General features: G+C 47.6%; 13 protein-coding genes and 1 pseudogene. 10 read left to right on the top strand and 4 right to left on the bottom strand.

Annotation, left to right across the window (positions count from 1 at the left end):
- Positions 1–190: 190 nt before the first annotated feature.
- From HAV38_RS04905 to HAV38_RS04895, 3 genes are all read left to right on the top strand, one after another.
- A complete protein-coding gene (locus HAV38_RS04905) occupies positions 191–1087 on the top strand; it encodes a glucosamine kinase nucleotide-binding domain-containing protein (protein WP_168052918.1) in 897 nt (298 codons plus the stop codon).
- Positions 1088–1303: 216 nt separating this feature from the next.
- The gene (gene nagA, locus HAV38_RS04900; protein ID WP_245182193.1) at positions 1304–2566 is read left to right on the top strand and encodes an N-acetylglucosamine-6-phosphate deacetylase; all 1263 of its coding nucleotides are present in this window, start codon (positions 1304–1306) and stop codon (positions 2564–2566) included.
- Positions 2559–3569, top strand: coding sequence for an SIS domain-containing protein (locus HAV38_RS04895; protein WP_168053575.1), 1011 nt, complete (start codon positions 2559–2561; stop codon positions 3567–3569). The genes nagA and HAV38_RS04895 overlap by 8 nt, the downstream gene beginning before the upstream one ends.
- Before the next feature lie 194 nt (positions 3570–3763).
- Here HAV38_RS04895 and HAV38_RS04890 read toward each other — a convergent pair whose 3' ends face one another.
- Entirely contained in the window at positions 3764–4549 is a 786-nt protein-coding gene (locus HAV38_RS04890; protein WP_168052916.1) for an SDR family oxidoreductase, read from the bottom strand.
- A 712-nt stretch (positions 4550–5261) separates the two neighbouring features.
- On the opposite strand from HAV38_RS04890, the gene HAV38_RS04885 reads away from it, so the two are divergent.
- The 3 genes from HAV38_RS04885 (at position 5262) to HAV38_RS04875 (ending at position 8891) form a co-directional block, all read left to right on the top strand.
- Positions 5262–6581: an SGNH/GDSL hydrolase family protein gene (locus tag HAV38_RS04885; RefSeq protein ID WP_168052914.1), complete on the top strand. Its 1320-nt coding sequence runs from the start codon at positions 5262–5264 to the stop codon at positions 6579–6581.
- Positions 6582–6944: 363 nt separating this feature from the next.
- Entirely contained in the window at positions 6945–7868 is a 924-nt protein-coding gene (locus HAV38_RS04880; protein WP_168052912.1) for a DedA family protein/thiosulfate sulfurtransferase GlpE, read from the top strand.
- A gap of 96 nt (positions 7869–7964) precedes the next feature.
- Positions 7965–8891, top strand: coding sequence for a LysR substrate-binding domain-containing protein (locus HAV38_RS04875; protein ID WP_168052910.1), 927 nt, complete (start codon positions 7965–7967; stop codon positions 8889–8891).
- Between the two features lie 51 nt (positions 8892–8942).
- Here the strand turns inward: HAV38_RS04875 and HAV38_RS04870 are convergent, their stop codons facing one another.
- Positions 8943–9716 carry a hypothetical protein gene (locus tag HAV38_RS04870; protein WP_168052908.1) on the bottom strand — a complete coding sequence of 258 codons (774 nt, stop codon included), beginning with the start codon at positions 9714–9716 and terminating at the stop codon, positions 8943–8945.
- A gap of 174 nt (positions 9717–9890) precedes the next feature.
- Here HAV38_RS04870 and HAV38_RS04865 point away from each other — a divergent pair, with 174 nt between their 5' ends.
- From HAV38_RS04865 to HAV38_RS04860, 3 genes and pseudogenes are all read left to right on the top strand, one after another.
- Complete coding sequence (locus tag HAV38_RS04865) at positions 9891–10931, top strand: AraC family transcriptional regulator (RefSeq protein ID WP_168052906.1); 1041 nt, start codon at positions 9891–9893, stop codon at positions 10929–10931.
- An 84-nt stretch (positions 10932–11015) separates the two neighbouring features.
- Positions 11016–11247, top strand: a pseudogene (locus HAV38_RS21825) (hypothetical protein).
- 732 nt (positions 11248–11979) lie between these two features.
- A complete protein-coding gene (locus tag HAV38_RS04860) occupies positions 11980–12969 on the top strand; it encodes a helix-turn-helix transcriptional regulator (protein ID WP_168052904.1) in 990 nt (329 codons plus the stop codon).
- A gap of 513 nt (positions 12970–13482) precedes the next feature.
- Here the strand turns inward: HAV38_RS04860 and HAV38_RS04855 are convergent.
- The gene (locus tag HAV38_RS04855; RefSeq protein ID WP_168052902.1) at positions 13483–13737 is read right to left on the bottom strand and encodes a hypothetical protein; all 255 of its coding nucleotides are present in this window, start codon (positions 13735–13737) and stop codon (positions 13483–13485) included.
- 85 nt (positions 13738–13822) lie between these two features.
- Positions 13823–14068, bottom strand: coding sequence for a hypothetical protein (locus HAV38_RS04850; RefSeq protein ID WP_168052900.1), 246 nt, complete (start codon positions 14066–14068; stop codon positions 13823–13825).
- Positions 14069–15735: 1667 nt separating this feature from the next.
- Between HAV38_RS04850 and HAV38_RS04845 the strand changes: the two genes are divergently transcribed.
- On the top strand, positions 15736–16458 hold the full coding sequence (locus tag HAV38_RS04845) for a fimbria/pilus chaperone family protein (protein ID WP_168052898.1): 723 nt from the start codon (positions 15736–15738) through the stop codon (positions 16456–16458).
- The last annotated feature ends 100 nt before the right edge of the window (positions 16459–16558 follow it).

Here is a 16558-nt window from a genome sequence, read left to right as displayed (position 1 = left end):
AATAAGTGCGAGGAAGATGGCAAGATCGCTATTGATTTTTTGATATCAACACCCGTTATTGCTGGCAAAGACAGTAAAGAAAGTAAGAGCGGCAAGCAGACACAATGATTCTTTTTTTATTGCTGGTATGTCATTTGGCGGCGAAAATAGATAAACATTTCCCCTTAAGCCAAAACACACAGGATCTGAAGTGAATACAGCGTACGATTATTTGGTCGGGATTGACGGCGGCGGCACGAAAACGCACATCCGTATTGAGCATCCGGACGGCACGATTATCTCCGAAGCCTTTGCCGGACCGTCTGCCCTCATGCATGGCAGAAGGGCAGCGTGGGAGGCTATTGCGTCAGCGGTCGATGCAGGCTTTCACAACGCGGGACTGCAAGCGCCGTCTTATGACAGAATCGCTGCGGGTTGCGGTTTGTCGGGCGTTAACGTGCCTGCCTGGGCGGCAGAATTTACAGCACTTAATCCGGGATTAGGTAGTATCGTCGTGGCTTCAGATGCCATTACAACGCTTTTCGGTGCACACCGGGGCCGCCCCGGCGCAGTTATCGCGATAGGTACGGGCAGTATCGGCGCGGTGCTGCGCGCTGACGGGACACAACACATTATCGGCGGCTGGGGCTTTCCGTCAGGAGATGAAGCAAGCGGTGCGTGGCTCGGCATTCTAGCCATCAATTACGTCCAGCAAGTGTTAGACGGGCGCGCACCCGATTGCCCTTTAGTGGCAGACGTCATCGCGCATTGCAGCAGCGGCGAGACCGACAAAGGGAGTCATGATAGCGTTCTGGGATGGCTGGCACGGGCGAACCAGAGTATGTACGCGCAATTGGCACCGTTGATCATCGAACACGCGGCAACAGATGCCGTCGCAAAGAATATGCTTAAAAAAGCCGGTATAGAGACGGCAAAAATGGCGCTGGCACTGGACCCCTCCGAACAATTGCCGCTCGCTTTATGCGGCGGTCTGGCAAATGCGATGAGCGGCTATCTGCCAAAGATCTTACGACAGCGTGTCGTGCCACCGCACGCGGATTCGGCCGCCGGAGGATTACTGATGCTTCGTCAGCATTTGCAGCCATGAATTTATAAAGAATATGCTGTTGATCACGTTAATTAACGTTAATTAACGTTAAGCTCGAAGAAAATCTGATAGATGCAAAGAAAAGAAAAACGTTTTTGCGATGTACTGTCCGCCATCGCTCCTCGTTACTTTGACAGATTAATTTGGCAGCACATTTCATCTTGGACTGGCCCGAACATACAACAACGGATTTAACCTATTTGTGGAGCAGATTTGATGCACTTGAACAAGCCCCTGCGCGGCAACATACTCACTGAACATGGATGGGTTGCCGGTGCAATCAGTTTCACCGATCTGATCACTGATATCAGCGGCGAACAGCTGGATTTTGATCCTTTTCAAAACCTGACCGGCACCGCGCCCTCTGCCGACTTTTCAACTGTCCATTTGCCTGTGCATTCAACGGCTCATTCAACGGCTCAGTCCGCTGGCCATTCAGCTGGCCATTCAGCTGATCAGGCTGCTAACCATACACGATACGATCAATTTATTCTGCCGGGATTTATTGATTTACATGTTCATGGCGGCGGCGGCAAGGATGTAATGGATGCCGGAGAAGCGATACATCTCATCGCCAAAATGCACGCCCAGCACGGCACTACCAGCATGCTGGCAACGACAATGACCGCACCCGTGGCTGATCTCGAAGCGGCCTTAAGTGCTATCGGGCGGGCCTGTCTGATGCGTTGCGAAGGCAGCGCCCGCGTACTGGGCGCGCATCTGGAGGGTCCCTACATCAATCCCGGAAAGTTAGGCGCTCAACCAGACTTCGCCGTCGCCGCAACGCTAGAGCAGGTTGACTGGTTTCGTAGCTTTGCACCTCTTAAACTCATTACGATAGCGCCGGAAGTTGACGACCATCTGGCACTGATCAAAACGCTAAGCGCAAGCGGCATGCGAGTGCAAATCGGTCACACCCTGGGCACCTATGAAGATGGCGTCGCGGCGCTGAATAATGGCGCGACCGGTTTTACGCATCTGTTCAATGCCATGAGTCCTTTTCATCACCGCGCGCCGGGTATGGCGGGTGCGGCGCTGGCGCATGCCGAGTACGCAGAACTAATCCCGGATTTGCTGCATGTCCACCCGGGCGCAATCAAGGCTGCATTGCGCGCCATTCCACGCTTATATTGCGTCACAGACTCCACCGCCGCATCCGGCATGCCCGATGGTGAATATATGCTGGGACGCCAGGTGGTGCATAAATGCATGGGCGGCGTACGACTTGCCGATGGCACATTGGCTGGCAGTACACTGACCATGGATCAGGCGTTACGTAATCTGGTAGCGCTAGGGATTAATTTGGCTGAAGCATCACTGCGCACCGCTACTTATCCGGCGGATTACCTTGGTCTGAGCGAGCGCGGTCGGCTGGCACCCGGTTGCTACGCTGACATTCTGGTGTTTGACCGTCAGCTTAATCTCACAGCTGTGTACGTAGAAGGAGAACAGATTGACCTTACCATCACTAATGCTTAAAGAGGCATATTCCGCCGGGGCGCACGTAGCAAGCCAACTGGGACAAGATCGTGATCGCTACGCAGAACTGGGTCGCCAGTTGCGGGGGGCACCACCGGCCAGCGTTGTGACAGTGGCGCGGGGCAGTTCCGACCATGCCGCCGGTTATTGCGCGTATCTGATCATGGCCCGCTTGGGACATATCGTCGCGTCTCTTCCGATGTCGCTGATCACCTTAAATGATGCGCCGTTGATGGTACGGAATGCACTCGCTATTGCGATTTCTCAATCGGGACAAAGTCCCGACGTTGTCGCCCCGATCCGTTACTTCCGTGAGGGTGGCGCCACCACCGTGGCGCTGGTTAACGATGCTAGCTCGCCGCTGGCGACCAGTGCGGAATGGTCTATGCCGCTGCATGCAGGTCCTGAACTGAGCGTCGCTGCCACCAAAAGTTTTATCGCGAGTATGGTTGCCGGGGCACTACTGACGGGGCATTGGCAAAATGAGCCTGGCTTTCTGGCTGCACTGGACACGCTGCCAGAAGCGTTAGCAATGGCAAGTCAATGTGACTGGTCGGCTGCGTTGGAAGTCTTGACGCCAGCGACCAATATCATGGTGGTCGGACGCGGCATCAGCTTTCCAATGGCCCTGGAAGCAGCCCTCAAGCTTAAAGAAACCTCGGCGATTCAGGCCGAGGCATTTAGCGGGGCCGAAATCAAACATGGTCCAATGGCGCTGATCAATGATGGCTATCCACTGCTGATATTTGCCACCCGCGGACCGACACAGGCCGGATTGCTAAAACTTGCGGAAGAAATGCGTGGGCGCGGCGCCAAGGTATTATTGGCCGCACCAGATAATGTCGCCGAACGCAACCTGACACTACCGATAGCCGCGATGCCTGATCTTGACCCTATCGTCGCTATTCAGGCATTTTATGTGATGGCGGCGCAGCTATCGTTAGCCCGCGGTATGGACCCTGATCGCCCGCGCCATCTAAATAAAGTTACGATCACCAGCTAAGGTCACGATCACAAGCTGATGCCATTGAAAGCGGCGCAGGTTGACGCCGCTTTTGATGCGGCGACTAGCGCGTCCTGGAAGCGTCACAAGATCCACCGTCAAAAATCCCGCAACCGGTAGCGCCCGCCATCGATATCGCGATGAACGCCAATACGACGCAACCATGGCGGGATGTACTGCGCGTTTATGACGGCTTAACCGCGACCAACAAAAGGCATATTAGTCGCCATCACCGTCATGAACTGCACATTCGCTTCCAGCGGCAATCCCGCCATGTAAAGCACCGCCTGCGCTACATGCTCGACCGACATTCTTGGTTCCATCGCGATCGCGCCGCTCGCCTGCAAAATACCTTTTCCCATGCGTTCTGTCATGTCCGTGGCAGCGTTGCCAATATCAATCTGTCCACAAGCAATATTATATTTTCGGCCATCAAGCGAGGTGGCCTTGGTAAGTCCGGTTATCGCATGTTTGGTCGCGCTATAGGCCACCGAGTTTGGGCGCGGTGCATGGGCGGAAATGGAACCGTTATTAATAATCCGACCGCCACCCGGCTGCTGAACCTTCATAATGCGAAAAGCTTCCTGGGTGCACAAAAATGCACCGGTAAGATTAACGTCTACCGATGCTTTCCAATTGGCATACTCCACCTCTTCCAGCGACACCGAAGGCGTAAATATACCGGCGTTATTGAATAACAGGTCCAGTCGTCCAAAGTGGGCTTGCACGTGTGAAAATAAGGCTTTGACCGAGGCCGGATCACTCACATCAGCAGAAACAGCCAATGCATTAACGCCATTTTGGCCAGCCGCCGCAACTGTCTCGTTAAGCGCATCCAGTCGGCGCCCTGCCAATACGACAGAATAGCCATTGTTAAGTAAAGCGATAGCAATGGTCTTTCCTATACCAGACCCAGCCCCGGTGACGAGGGCTACTTTCAGTTCAGATCCAAGGTCAGTTGAAGATTGAATGAGCGCCATTTCGATAATCCTTGATCGTTTAAATACCCGATATTATGCACACAATCCAGTGTAGGTTTTACCTTCGTTGATAAATCAATGTATTGCCTGGTTGCTGCAATGGGGCTAGGGGCTAGGTCTATCCTTAACGCGCCATCCGAAAATTATTATTAACCAGCGACAGACACCGACCAACCCTGTCACTGAAAAGACCACTTAAATCAAAGTTGAATACCAAGCAGCATGTGGCATCGAAGTCGAACGGCAAAAAACACAGCCAATAATAAGTATTTACCGCGACTTTGCGTGATGTAGTAGACGCCCGTTTTATTTTATTTTACATTTAATCCGCAATAGTCATCTCATTGCGAAAACCATCCGGGCCAGCGGTATCGGGTTTCGCTCGGCCAAATTATCTGTAGCGATTTTGTGGTCACACTCATTGATGGTTAGCCATTTGCAAATGAGGAACCGGCACAGCGCTCCGGTTAATTTGAGATCGGAAGCGCTGTTTGCTGCGCTCTTCCGTTGACGTCTGATGCTGTTTTTTTGTATTGAAACCGCATCCTCTCTGTCGCAATATGTAGTTGGCCCGACGACACTGTCAGGCCGTATCACCGTGTAATTCCGTTACCCCAGCACCATGCCCGATCTCGTACGCCGCGTCGGCCCAACCTTATGTGGCACCTAAATCAAAAGAAGGAATTAAAGCATCTAAAACGAGGAAACCAATATGAAGAAAATTCTAGTGCTCTGCGCTTTGTGTTCGAATATGGCGTTAGCAGAAGGCTCCGCAATAGACAAACCCGACCCGAATTTTACGCATTACTTATCACCGTCGGGACCCTTGGCTAAAATACCCCAACGACATCCCAATAAGCGCCGAGGCCATTTCGCATCACAAACCCACGCGGCGGCCAATGGCGCCGATACTTACACTTATCTGCGTTGCTTTTATCGTACCAACAATAATCCAACAACACCCTCGACAAAATACGTGTGGGGGCGAGACCAGTCGGATGGCGATTATTACCGTATCCATGGCTATTGGTGGGGAGCCGGCGCACTCATATGGAAGAATATGTTTTATAGCGATGTTACTCAGGATATATTGCAGACAGTCTGTCGCGATACCCTCGCCGCGAGGGAAATTGCGCAACCTGTGGCAATGGTAGCCGCTGCGGACAATGTGTTCTCGTTCAATTACAGCGTATGGACTACCGATAGCGCGGTACAAACCGGGATCAACAAAATCATAGCATTTGGCGATAGTTTGTCAGATACCCAGAACATTTATAACGCAACCGAATGGCGCTTCCCGCAACCAGATAGTTGGTTTCTTGGGCGTTTTAGCGATGGCAAAACGTGGGTCGAATATTTGGCAGACAACTTACGTCTGCCACTTTATAACTGGGCCATTGGTGGCGCAGGCGTGAAGACTAAGGTTGTCATTCCGGGAGCGATCCAGCAAGTACAGTCCTTTGCGGAATACATGCAAGTCGCACACAATTATCAGCCTCAACACACATTGTTTACCTTATTGATAGGGGCAAATGATCTGATCTTTTACAAGCGAAGCGTTGACGAAGTAATTGATGGCACAAGCAAGGCATTACAAAATCTGATTTATTTCGGTGCTCGCAACATCCTGCTTCTAAACTTGCCAAATGTTGCCCGGACACCCATCTTTAAATACAAAACTAAGGGACCGAAGGTTGCCGCTCAGGTAATTGACCTAAATACCCGATTAACTGCACTTGTAGCATCCTTACGTGAGCAGTACGGCGACAGTCTGCATATTCAATTATTTGATACTTACGCACTTTTTAATGCACTATTAGAAAATCCTGAAAAATATAAAATAGACAATATCACCCAGTCTTGCCTAGATATCAACAGCGCTTCTAATACCATTTTTCTGGAGAAACATCGCGCGCGGTCAGAATGCACTCACCCGGACCGGTTTATATTTTGGGATGCCCTCCACCCGACTTCGCATACCCATAAAGTGCTGGCAGATGCGATAACGCAATTTTTGAATCTGGCCCGATAACGGACGTATGTTGCGCATCTAAACGATAGCGCTTAAGGGGTTTTGCGCACCAATGTTGCTGGATATCGCCGCATCGCGGGAGTGCCGTTACTATAAAAATAAAAACGGACTACGGCATGCGCGTACTCCTCCGACCCATCAAATACGTCCGATCACATCAACTTGAGGATTTAAGGTGATAATTCATTTTTATAGCGTTAAAAATGGCGTTGGCCAGCGAGGCACCTCCACATGCTCCCAGTTTCAAATACGAATATAAATTTAGCTTACAACCCGATTACCCTGCGTTTACGTAAAAATATCACGTGGCATATCAGCGCAACATCAATCAACAAATAACAAAGTCGTCGCATCGGAGTTTACATGTCTTACCTGCTTCAATTGATCGAACAATACGGTTTGATCATTGTCTTTTTAAACGTCTTACTATCCCAGTTAGGCGTGCCGGTACCAGCATACCCCACCTTGATTATTACCGGTGCGCTTGCCAGCGGTAGCCAGCAGTCGGCAGCGGTCCTACTCCTTACTGCAGTAGTTGCGGCCTTAATTGCTGACTACGGTTGGTATCTGGCAGGTAAGCGCTACGGTCGAAAAGTAATGGGCATGCTATGCCGTGTTTCTCTCTCGCCCGACTCTTGCGTGCGTCAGACCGAAGCGATCTACGGCAAATGGGGCGCGCCTTCATTATTGATTGCAAAGTTCATTCCCGGCTTTGCGTCAATTGCCAGTGCTTTGGCAGGCACCATTGGAACGCGCCGCACCACCTTCGTATTATTTGATGGTTTGGGCGCAACCTTGTGGGCCGGGCTGGCGATTTTTCTGGGCTCGCGCTTTAGCACGGCAATCGACCAATTATTGCTGATTTTGGAAGAACTTGGAGAATCCGGGCTAATCGTGATTGTGGCCGCGATAGGTATCTTTGTTATTGGCAAATGGTGGCAACGCAAACGCTTTATGCGATCATTATCCATGGCACGTATTTCGGTGGCTGAACTGGATCAGTTACTGCAACAGGGTATAAAGCCAGCGATTGTCGATGTGCGTTCTCCCGTAGCCCAAAAGAACGGCTGGATTCCCGGAGCGGTCGTCACCACCATGCAGCAAATCAATACTTTCACGCTTGATGCGCCCACCGATCAGGAAGTCATCGTCTATTGCGCCTGCCCCAATGAGGCCTCGGCAGCCATCGTCGCTAAATTATTAATGCAGCGCGGCTACAAAAAAGTACGCCCATTAACCGGCGGCATCGATGCATGGGTGGCCGCTGGCTACAATGTAGAAACCTGAGACCTGCTAAGGGCTAGCAGAATGTCGGTTAAATGCTTTAAGGCATCCAGCTACTCATTCAGCTACTTAATAGACGAAGGATAAACGAAGGTTGGCATGCTTAGATTAAGTCTTGATGCGCTACAAATTTTGGATGCCATTGACAGACGTGGGTCGTTTTCCGCAGCGGGGCTTGCGTTACATCGGGTTCCCTCCACCATCTCTTATACGGTGGCCAAACTAGAACAGGATTTAGGTATTCAGGTATTTGAGCGGCGCGGGCCTAAGGTCACCTTGACACTGGCTGGCGCAGAACTTTTGAAAGAAGGTCGCTATATTTTGAAAGCTGCGGAAGATCTTCAGCACCGGGTCCGTCGGGTCGCATCCGGCTGGGAAACCGAACTGACCGTTGGCCTGGATTCGCTATTTTCGGGTGCCGTGCTGGCAAGCGATATCGCCGCCTTCTATGCGGTTGCCGACCATACCCGATTGCGTATTGCGAGAGAATCGCTGGATGGCACCTGGGAGGCATTACTTGAGCGTCGCGTCGATTTGCTTATCGCCGCACCTGGCACCGGGCCTGCTGGCGGCGGCTATATTGCTGAGCCATTAGGTAGCCTGTCATTTGTGTTTGCGGTAGCACCCACGCATCCTTTGGCGCAAATTTCCCATCCGATAGGCAAAGCGGATATGCATCCCTACCGCGCCATCACAGTAGCGGATTCGGCCAGAACAATGCCTGCGCGCACGGTCGGACTTTTGTTGGGACAAGATACGTTAAGCGTACCCGACATGCAAAGCAAATTCGCCTTGCAGGTTGCTGGCATAGGCTTTGGCTTTCTGCCAGAACCTTGCGCGCGGGTGGCGCTCGCTGCCGGGTTACTGGTTGCGAAAGCAGTCGAAGAACCCCGACAGGATGAGATATTTTATCTGGCGTGGCGAACCGGTGAAAATGGCGCTGCGCTGGCGTGGTGGATAGAGCAAATGAGGGATTCGGATGTGATGCACCGGCTGACTAACCGTCTTGCCCAGTCGATTGATTGAGCGGGCATTTTCATCCTTATTTTAATCACTTTTTCACCTTTACATGACTCTTCACGACGGAGCCTGGATGGGTGCCTTTTGCTGCCGAAGATATTCGCTATGCTTCATCTCAAGGTAGGCAGCGCGATCCATTTCGTGTAACTGTCTGGAATATTGCTCGGTAGACGAAAACCAATGTTCGAGGCGCATTTCGCGCTGAGCCGTTGACGGCGCAGCAAGATAAGAATCAATGGCCAGGTAATAACGCATGGTATTACGCTCCACCAAGCCACGCACGCCGCCAATATAATCTGGACGTTTTTGGGACGGAGTATTTGTCGCGTCCTGTAACGTAAAGCCTACTTTGTCCCGACCGATTGTCGCAAGATAACTTTTCATCGCCATACGCCCGGTAAAGCTATACGCGTAAGAATAGGTCATATGCAAAAAAGTTTTACCGTTTTCAATCGACACAGCCTCAAGTTCAATATGATAGTCGCTCGTACCGAGTGGACCGGTTTTTGCGTTCAGGCGCACCGCAAAATAATCAGGCGTAGTCGCTACGACACCATAAGAAAACTTTACCTGAAATGCTTCGTATAGCGGCTTATCGTACTTGGTGCCAATGCTCACCAAAAGGTTACTACCGCCCTTCTCTGCTGATGCATGGCAATATTTAATATTTATGTGCAGGTTTAGCACATCACACCAATGCGCTGGATCGTTGAGTGCCGCGTTTAAGGTAGCAAAAGAATTCCGGCTCAGTCCATTCCAGATAGGAAGATTGGGACCGCTATTGGGGTTGTCAAGAACATCAGCGTGTGTGCGTCCTTCACGCTGGACCACTGGGCGCCTTCCTTGGCGCATTCTTAGCGTACTTTGTATTCCTATTTAGCAGGCACGCCCAATAATCAATTGTCATTTAATGGCGTTAATTCACCATCAAAAATTACAAAATTTCCTAGTAGAAATATGATTGTAAAGATATATTTAAAGAAATTTTACAGTTACAGGGCATCTATGAATATCCCTTATCGGTCGAGTTTTTCCAATGATATTGATCGAAATACACAATTTTTTGCTTATAAGCTGCGTGAGCATGAGCGATTTGAATATTGGGCAGACGTAATTAATAAGCTAAGAAATCCAGCCGAGATTGATAGTTCCGAGCGCAAAAAATTTCATGCGCAAATCAACTTTTTCGATATGGGTGATGTGCTTTACACACATTCTCAAGGCACGAGCCCATTTACTGCACGCCGATCAAGTCACCACATTGCGCAAGCAACTAAATATCCATTCCACTTAATTATAAAACAGGCAGGTGGGGGGCAAGTAAGGCAAGGAAGATTTAACGCGAATTTGAGTGCGGGGGACATCGTTTTGATTGATACCAAACAAGACTTGGTCAGCGAAATGATTGATTCTAAGGCAATAGTTTTGGAGATCCCCGAGATTCTTATGAAAGCTTGGATACCGCACCCGGAAGATTATGTAGCACAAGTGATGCCAAGCGAAAAAGGGTGGGCAGCGGTATTAGTCACATATTTAAATAATTTGAATTTAAATGCAATTAAACACACCCGACCGCATCACCATATATTGATAGTGGAACATATACTTTCAATTTATTTATTGGCCCTTGAAGAGACAAATTTTATACATACTCGTCAAGAAATATCTTCTTTCCATAAAAAAGATGATTTGTATATGAGCATGCAAGCGTGGTTACGCAAAAATTATATGGACGCAGAGATTTCCGTAACGAAAGTTTCCGAGAAATTTGGAGTTTCTGTGCGTGAAGTTCGTCGCCAATTTAATCTTGCACCTAATAATTACACTTTTTTTGAAACTTTGCGCTCGATGCGATTGGATGCGGCGCAGATTATGTTAAAAGATCAAGAATTTTCTCACTTAAGCATATCTGAAATTGGATATAGATGTGGTTTTTTGGATTCTGCTTATTTTGGACGAGTATTTAAAAAAAACATTAACTGCTCCCCTGGTTCTTTTGCAAGATATCATAAGAAATCAGTAAAGCTAGAGGAAAATAATAGTTAGTATGCTAGCCTAAAGTTGCGAAGGGATAAAATGAGTAATATAGTAACAAGTTGTTCTTCGAATGTTCGAGTTAATAATAATATAATGGCAACTTATGATCCGGCCCAGTTATTAGATGCCGTGATTCAAAAGCTGCATCTTAAAAATGACGCTGCGCTAAGTCGGTCGTTGGAAATATCTCCTCCTATTATTAGCAAAATACGTCATAGACGCTTCGGTTCTAATCCGAGAGGTGACAGGCTTATCTATATACCAGTTGCGAGTACTCTTAGGTGATCGTCGCAAAATTCTTCGTGGTAATACCAAAATTTCTTAAAATATTAATTGACGATATAATAAAATTTATCGATATCCAGTAAGGGGATCATCGATCACTGCGAAAAGTATTCAGCAAATCAAGGCAAGGAATTCAACACGAGTCAGAAGCTAAAGGTAGTGCAGATAATCAAAAACAATCCTGACTACGCAGCATAGCAGTGACAAGGTATAGGTGCGACGCGATTCATCGTTGGCTGACACAATACAGCAACGAGTAGAAAGGCCAAGCCTGAAAACGCGCACCTACTGGAAGGCGGTATAACCGAATAGCTATCAAAAGTTATCAAAATTACCGTTTAGTCACAGGAATGATTAACCAAACCGGACCATTTTTTTGGCAGATGCGCGCATCCCCAATAATGCTACTCAAGTTTCCTTGCCGTTTAACAGATGTAGCGAAGATTTTTTGACATAGGAAACTCAATTCGGTGATGGAGAGGTTCTTTTGAATCTTAAATAGGGCTCCCAAGCCACGCAGAAGGCGATTTTGACAATACTTCGTCGAATTTTATAAATAATCCAGATTGCATTTAACTTTTGGTTATTTGTCACCGGAAGTATTTGGGCGGTAATTAATAAATAATTCTTATACAAAATTTTTTTAAATGGGTCCAACGCTAAATATTTTATTTATTAATTAGGTATAGCATTCGGACATGTTGAGATCAACTTTCTTGTAATTAAAGTTAATTATGAAGTACTTTTATTTATATAGAAAGATAGTCGCCAAATGAAAAATCCTGATGGGCCACTAATAAATTTGAGAGAAAATCGGAACAAATTTAAGGGGGAATACGAAGATATCAAATCACCGAAGATTTTTAATGCTGCGGCAGATTGTGGCAGTGGAATTTCGATTGTACCCGTGCCTTTTAATAAATTTCCTTTAGATGTAGGTACGGCCGTTCTTAAAATTTTAGAAACCGTAACTCATAATGAAAATAAAAATACTTTTCGGTACGCACTGCAACTTACGGAAGAGCAGGAATCTATTGATGAATCGAGCCCACCTGAAGGTGTAGTGAGTAAAATTGTTTTAACCTTTTCGAAGCAAAATTTACTATGTGATTCAAATAAAAATAACTTATTAATTCTAACTATTCCCGATTCCTGTGTTAATAAATGGTTAAATCCATCCCAGAAATATATTGGTATAGAATTATCGGCAACTAAAGGTTGGGGTGCGGTTCTTTCTTGTTATATTCGAAACGTGCCACAAAAAACATTAAAATGCGGAAATCGTCTCGAATTAATATTAAACCATATAATGTCTCTTTATATTTTTGCGTTCGAAGAGGCCTATCCTTCTCCTACGCAAGAGCATAGTTTTCGGCGTCCTAAAGATCTTTTCGGACGTATGTATGACTGGATGGAACAGCATTACATGGTCCCCGATATGTGTGTCATGCGGCTTGCACAAAATTTTAATATTTCTTTGCGTGAAGTACATCGACAATTTGCTTCTAATTTAGAGGAAAAAACTTTTTTAGAAAGTCTGCGAACAATGAGAATGACAGCAGCCATACGTATGCTAAAAGACGATCATTTCTCAACGCTTACGATCGCAGAAATTGGCAGGCGCTCTGGATTCGATGATCCCATTTATTTTTGTAAAGTATTTAAAAAAATAACTGGCTGTGCCCCAGGCTCATTTTCGAAAGCTCATAAAAAAATTGTATCAATTTATGATAAGCAATGTGTGCTGGCCAAGTCAAAATAAAACTTCTGGCGTAGGTTTAATGCCCACCCGATTACCCTAATGCCACGCACCTAAGGCAGCCTCGATGACAACGTTTTCCACATTTGGAATACTGCGACAGCAAATGGGCCGGATCAAAAAAGTAATCGTGAGCTTTAAAAAAGTTTAATATCGTCCAAAATTCAGCAGACCAAGGGGATTTTATGGGTTGGATCGCTTGAATTTCGACCCTTGTTTACGATTGCAGCCTCTTTTCAGTCGACTTTTCTTCGCTCTGATCGCTACGGGGCGGCATTCTTTTAAAAATACTGTACGCTTCAGCGTTATAACTTCCCGCTTTCAGATTAGTGCAAATCGGGTTGCATATCCCGCCGATGCAGCACATTAGTTTTCCTCCCATCTGTGACAGCCCACGGAAGACATTTTTGATTCTGGCACGCAGGGTAGCGATGCCGCAATTACGCCTTTTGCGCTGCGTAAATGGCCTTACTGGAAAATCCTCTGCATGAATCTGCACTTGCCAACTGGCACGCATCAAGCTGGTTTCTCTCTGCACGCCAGGTAACCGTGGTCGGCATAAACGCCCCTGATGGTGTTATTAAGATCGACATCTTTCTGGGCACGCCTGTTCTTTTTCCATTCGATGGACATGATACTTTGCCTGGCGATGTCGGCCTCTTCGCGTTTATTGGATTGTATCGACGCCTGCACTAACAAGGCATCAATGGTCTGGCCCCAACGCGCCATATACCCATGTGCGAGCAGTCGTTGCTGTATCTGGTCGAACAATTGCGCTCCCAATCCGGCTTGCGCCTGATGGTCGCGAAACAGCCGAATGTTTTTGCATCAGGAGTTGGGCTGCTGCCCGTCAGGTCTAAAAAGTCAGAGAACTGCGACGGTTGGTGTTCATCAAGCAACTGGTATTCACGCGCGTCATCAACGTCTTCCAATACCGGCCGCCCACCTTTGGCAGGCGAGGGACAAGGCGGCACACATAAGTAACAGCGGATTGCGCCACAAAATCGACATGTTTGCGCAACTCGATCAACGGATGACTTAATCTCTCTCGACGATTCCCAAGCTCTTCCTCAGCAAACAAACTCAGTTTCAGGACGATCATCAGGCAGACTCACGACGTAAAGTGGCTATATAGAATTTTACGTAATCGCTCAAAGTAAGGGGAAGTTTTAGAGGTCAGCTTAAAGGAAGATGAGGGATTCTTAACAAATTCCGCCCCGCCGTTGCTAACGCAACAAAATCGAACGCGGCACGAATGAACAGTCATAAAGTGCTTTATTCATATAAAAAATATAAACTTCACCATATAATTCGCAGCTTAAGAGTCATTGTGATAACTTTTAAGAACGTGAGAGTTATGACCTGACGCAAGTGCATACCTGTTGCACAGCGATGAGATTGTAGTGTTAAGTAACGCAGGATGTCAGAAGGTAGAAAAACGCGAAGAATAAACTTCCTCCGTTACCTGACACTTCCGATGCGCCGCTCCAAACGCAAGGCCCGGCCGAAAGTTAAACTCGGACGCAAACGCGACAAGCGATCGGCCTGATCACTCGCCCCTAAGACAAAGCCGCTTTTTGCGTTGCTTCGTTCGTGGGCTCACAGCTTCGGTATTTTGGCTCAACTAATATCAACACATTCTGGTGGCCCAACTCGGGGGCACGCTTTTGTTGTGAGTAAAGGTTTTATGGCAGCGCTTTGAAGCGACAGGAGCTAAGAGTTATAAACAAAGATTTAAATGATGTTAACGTGCAATAGAACGATTTTCCCAACGACCATACCAAGTACTGCAAGAAGGCAGCCTGATTAATGGTCACACGACATTCCAATAGCTATTCACGTGGACGGCGTCAGATGGCATGACATCAAGCTGCTGCAGCCGACATGGAAGCCTTTGAGCTTGATCATCCATGCCATTAATAAAAGGCACGAAGGTTTGCACCTTGATAAAAGGTATGACTTTATCAAAGTAGGTCAAATGGTTTAGCAATTTTATTTTGCAAAGTAAAACAGAGCAAGTGTAAAGAAAGCAAATTAATTAACAGCTAGGCAAGGTTTAGCTCCCACTTGTGGGTAGTAAAAAGCATGCACAGCTTGATAAACATGTTCCGAAGTTTCATCTACTTTGACTAAAGAAGATAAAAATTATCTTGTTTTTTATCTTATTTTGGACGTCATAAGTTAGTGCTACAGATAGCTATTAATACAGATCCACATTGATACAGTTGTAATTTTAATCGTTCTTTAATTTCTTAACTTTTATTATTTTAAGCTCGACGGATTGAAGGCTGCAGCCACCAAAGATGTCGTGTGGCAATTATATAGCTCCTTGCGAATTTGGTAAAGACATTTGAAAGGTCACTTTACTTATATCGGTGAACGATCCGGGCGTATGAATGTAACAGTGTGCCCTGGAATCTGGTAGGTCTGCCCAGTCCGCTGGACCGCAAGCATGGTGGCGACTTGGGGAGACGGCGCAGCAACGACGCCTTGTAGCTTGCAGTACTTGCTGCATCGTGCCCGATAGGATGTCGCTGCGGCGCAGGAGTAATTGCTCGATTAGGTGATTGAGTAGCTGGGTGAGTTAAAAGCTCACTGGAACGCGATGAGGGAAAAGTTCACAAGCAGTTAGCAGACGATAAGACGACGCATTGCGGCAAAGGTGCCCGAGCACGTCACGTTTCCGTTTTTTCTACAAGGTGTATGCCCACTTTTGAAGGAGGCAACACGAGATTACCAATTATCCATGATGGAGTTATAAATTTTCGTATGATTAATCAAAAATACTGCAAAAAATACTACCTTAAACAGCTTGTCGCTGTTTCTCTTTTGGGACTGCACATACTGGCTGGCGCCACCGGCATCTTGCCCGATACAACTTTATTGTTAATTACAGAAAAAAGTAATAACGCTCAAATGGGCGTACTAAACACGGACGATGAACCGCTGCTGTTACTTACGACCATCGTCGATATCCCTGATGACAAGGGCACTACTGTCTATCCGCTTCCGGCCGTCATGCGTGTTGAAGCGCACGGACGTCAAATCGTCAGGTTCGTCCTCGATGAAACGGCAACGCCCCTCAAGGTACAACACTTGAAACGAGTCCTCTTCGAGGGTATCCCTGCGGTCAAGGTCGATGGCAAGGGCAAGATCAGTACCACTGTCCGGCAAGATATGCCCGTCATTATTTCCCCGGCCGGCCTAGAACAAGACCCGATGCCCTGGAAAAAACTGCACTTCCACCTGGCTGGCGACCAGCTTACGCTCAGCAACCCCAGCCCATATGTGGTGCGCTTGTCGCAAACCATTTCGCTGTTGATGACAAATACCAGCTTGAAGATTTTGCCGCGTACATACGTGTTGCCAGGTGAATCGTTTTCCGTAACCGTGCCTGGCGGCATAACGGACACGACGACATCGCTGCGCATTTTCCCAGCATCACCTTACGGTTTTGACGTCGACCCTTTCGATGCTGCCATAGAACGTTAAAGCCTCGCCGCGACATGATTTTTGTATCTCACTCACCCTTGAAGCCTCGCTTACCCATTTATGTTGTATTTTCAAACTCATTCGGTGCTCGTTTCGCTTT

It is taken from the genome of Glaciimonas immobilis (genome assembly GCF_011947285.1).
In the GTDB taxonomy this organism is placed as follows: Bacteria; Pseudomonadota; Gammaproteobacteria; order Burkholderiales; family Burkholderiaceae_D; genus Glaciimonas; species Glaciimonas immobilis.
Note: the sequence above shows the minus strand (reverse complement) of the source record. Positions and strands in the feature narration are given on the sequence as shown.

What these genes read in the sequence shown, in the direction of transcription:
- HAV38_RS04890 (WP_168052916.1), bottom strand. Translation starts at nt 4,549, where the DNA reads ATGGCGCTCATTCAATCTTCAACTGACCTTGGATCTGAACTGAAAGTA.
- HAV38_RS04850 (WP_168052900.1), bottom strand. Translation starts at nt 14,068, where the DNA reads ATGATCGTCCTGAAACTGAGTTTGTTTGCTGAGGAAGAGCTTGGGAAT.
- HAV38_RS04875 (WP_168052910.1), top strand. Translation starts at nt 7,965, where the DNA reads ATGCTTAGATTAAGTCTTGATGCGCTACAAATTTTGGATGCCATTGAC.
- HAV38_RS04885 (WP_168052914.1), top strand. Translation starts at nt 5,262, where the DNA reads ATGAAGAAAATTCTAGTGCTCTGCGCTTTGTGTTCGAATATGGCGTTA.
- HAV38_RS04845 (WP_168052898.1), top strand. Translation starts at nt 15,736, where the DNA reads ATGATTAATCAAAAATACTGCAAAAAATACTACCTTAAACAGCTTGTC.
- HAV38_RS04865 (WP_168052906.1), top strand. Translation starts at nt 9,891, where the DNA reads ATGAATATCCCTTATCGGTCGAGTTTTTCCAATGATATTGATCGAAAT.
- HAV38_RS04860 (WP_168052904.1), top strand. Translation starts at nt 11,980, where the DNA reads ATGAAAAATCCTGATGGGCCACTAATAAATTTGAGAGAAAATCGGAAC.
- HAV38_RS04895 (WP_168053575.1), top strand. Translation starts at nt 2,559, where the DNA reads ATGCTTAAAGAGGCATATTCCGCCGGGGCGCACGTAGCAAGCCAACTG.
- HAV38_RS04880 (WP_168052912.1), top strand. Translation starts at nt 6,945, where the DNA reads ATGTCTTACCTGCTTCAATTGATCGAACAATACGGTTTGATCATTGTC.
- nagA (WP_245182193.1), top strand. Translation starts at nt 1,304, where the DNA reads ATGCACTTGAACAAGCCCCTGCGCGGCAACATACTCACTGAACATGGA.